A 2,348-nucleotide genomic window follows, 5' to 3' on the forward strand; every position below is an offset into this window, starting at 1 on the left:
GTATTGCACGGGGCGGCCGACCGGCGGTCCGAGTTCGAGCGGCTTGACGAAGGCGTCGGTGCCGACGAACTCCTCGCGCAGCAGCTTTTCCAGCGCCGGCTTGACCCGGTTGCGGGCCTCGATGCTCTTGGTGACGATGACGGTCTGGCCGAAATAGGGGTTGGCCGGCTGCACGTCATAGGCGAGCACGAAACGCACCGCGCCCTGGCCGATATAGGACGAGAAATGGTCGATGTCGGGATTGCCGACCAGCGCCCGCTGCTCGAACCGCTCCATCTGGTCGCGCGTGTCGGCGATCGAAGAATTCTGCGGCAGGTTCCAGTCGACGATCAGCTCCGGCCGGTCCGATGGCGGGAAGAACTGCTGCTGCACCAGGCCGAAGCCGGCGATCGAGCCGGCAAACAACGACACGGTGGCGATGATGGTCAGCCAGTGATGGCGCACCGAGCCGACAAGCACGCGCCGGAACAGTGAGGTGAAGCGGCCCGGCTGGTCGTGATGCTTGGTTTTCATCGTCGCCGGCAGGATGGTGACGCCGAGCAGTGGCGCAAACAGCACCGCCACGATCCATGACACCAGCAGCGAAACGGCGATGACCACGAACAGGGTGAAGGTATATTCGCCGGCGGCGCTGTTGTTGAGGCCGATCGGGATGAAGCCGGCGACAGTTACCAGCGTACCGGTCAGCATCGGAAAGGCGGTCGACGTGTAGACATAGGTCGCTGCCTTGCGCAGATTGTCGCCGACCTCCAGCCGCGCCACCATCATCTCGACCGCGATCATCGCGTCGTCGACCAGAAGGCCGAGCGCGATGATCAGCGCACCCAGGGAAATACGCTGCAGCGAAATGCCGAGATAGGCCATGACGGTGAAGGTGATGGCCAGCACCAGCGGGATCGACAGCGCCACGACGAAGCCGGCGCGCATGCCGAGACTGATGAACGACACGGCGAGCACGATGGCGACCGCCTCGAACAGCGCACGCGTAAAGCCCGAGACGGCCTCCTCGACGATGACCGGCTGGTCGGCCACCAGATGCACGCCGACGCCGACCGGCAGGTCGGCCAGCACCTTGTCCATCTCCTTGTGCAGGGCCTCGCCGAATTCGAGCAGGTTGGCGTTGGGTTTCATGCCGATGGCGAGCCCGATCGCGTCCTGGCCGTTGAAACGGAACAGTGCCGTCGGCGGATCGACATAGCCGCGTGTGATCGTCGCTACGTCGCTCAGGCGGAAGAAGCGGTCGTTGACGCGCAGATTGATGGCGCGCAGGCTTTCCTCGGAGGTGAACTGCCCGCCGACACGCACGCTGATGCGCTCCGGCCCGGACTGGATGACGCCGGACGGCGTGATCGCGTTCTGCGCCTGCAGGCTGGCGACGATCGCTTGCTGGTTGAGGCCGAGGGCGGCGATCTGGCGGGTTGAGAATTCGAGATAGATCGCTTCGTCCTGGGCGCCGACCAGGTCGACCTTGCCGGCGTTGGGCACGGTCAGGATCTTTGTTCTGGCATCCTCGACATAGTCGCGCAACTGGCGCGGCGTCAGCCCGTCCGATGTGAAGGCGTAGATGTTGCCATAGACGTCGCCGAAGCGGTCGTTGAAGAACGGGCCCTGCACACCCTGCGGAAACTGTGCCCCGATGTCATTGACCATGTTGCGCACCTGAATCCAGTTCGGCACGACATCGCGTGCCTTGGTGGTGTCCTTCAGGTTGACGAAGATGACGGTCTGGCCGGCCGTGGTGACGGACTTGGTGTAGTCGAGGCTGTCGAGTTCCTCGAGTTTCTTCTCGATCCGGTCGGTCACCTGCTGCACGGTTTCCTTGACCGAGGCGCCCGGCCAGTTGGCCTGGATGATCATCGTCTTGATGGTGAAGTTGGGATCTTCTTCACGGCCGAGATTGAGGTAGGAGAACACGCCAGCCACGACGAAGACCAGCATGAAATACCAGACCATGGAGCGGTGGTTGAGCGCCCAGTCGGAGAGATTGAAGCCTTTCATGAGGCCCCTCCCTCGGGCACTGTCACCTTCTGGCCTTCGCTCAGGCTGTGGACGCCCGCCGTGACAACACGCATGCCGGCCTCCAGCCCCTCGGTCACCGTGAAGGTGCCGCCATTCTTCGACGCGACCTTTATGTCGCGTGCGTTCACGCTCGATGTCTGCGGGTCGACGATCCACACTTTCGCGGAACCGTTCTTTTCGAACAGCGCCGACATGGGCAGTTCGATCGTCGGTGCCACCTTGGTCACGCGGGTCGCCGTCACCGTGGAGCCGAGCCGGAAGGCCTGTGGCGGATCCGTGAGCGTCAACCTGACGCGCCGGGTGCGGGTCGAGCCCTCGGATTGCGGTGC

At 63.8% G+C, this 2,348-nt stretch carries 2 protein-coding genes; both read right to left on the reverse strand.

Annotated features, from left to right (window positions below):
* On the reverse strand, window positions 1-1,998 hold a 1,998-nt coding region (locus EN969_RS27055; RefSeq protein WP_164758524.1), incomplete at its 3' end, for an efflux RND transporter permease subunit.
* Window positions 1,995-2,348: efflux RND transporter periplasmic adaptor subunit (locus tag EN969_RS27060; protein WP_127419547.1), on the reverse strand; the 354-nt coding region annotated here is incomplete at its 5' end. The genes EN969_RS27060 and EN969_RS27055, both read right to left, overlap by 4 nt.

The sequence above is a fragment of the Mesorhizobium sp. M7A.F.Ca.CA.003.01.2.1 genome (genome assembly GCF_003998945.1).
Taxonomy (GTDB): domain Bacteria; phylum Pseudomonadota; class Alphaproteobacteria; order Rhizobiales; family Rhizobiaceae; genus Mesorhizobium; species Mesorhizobium ciceri.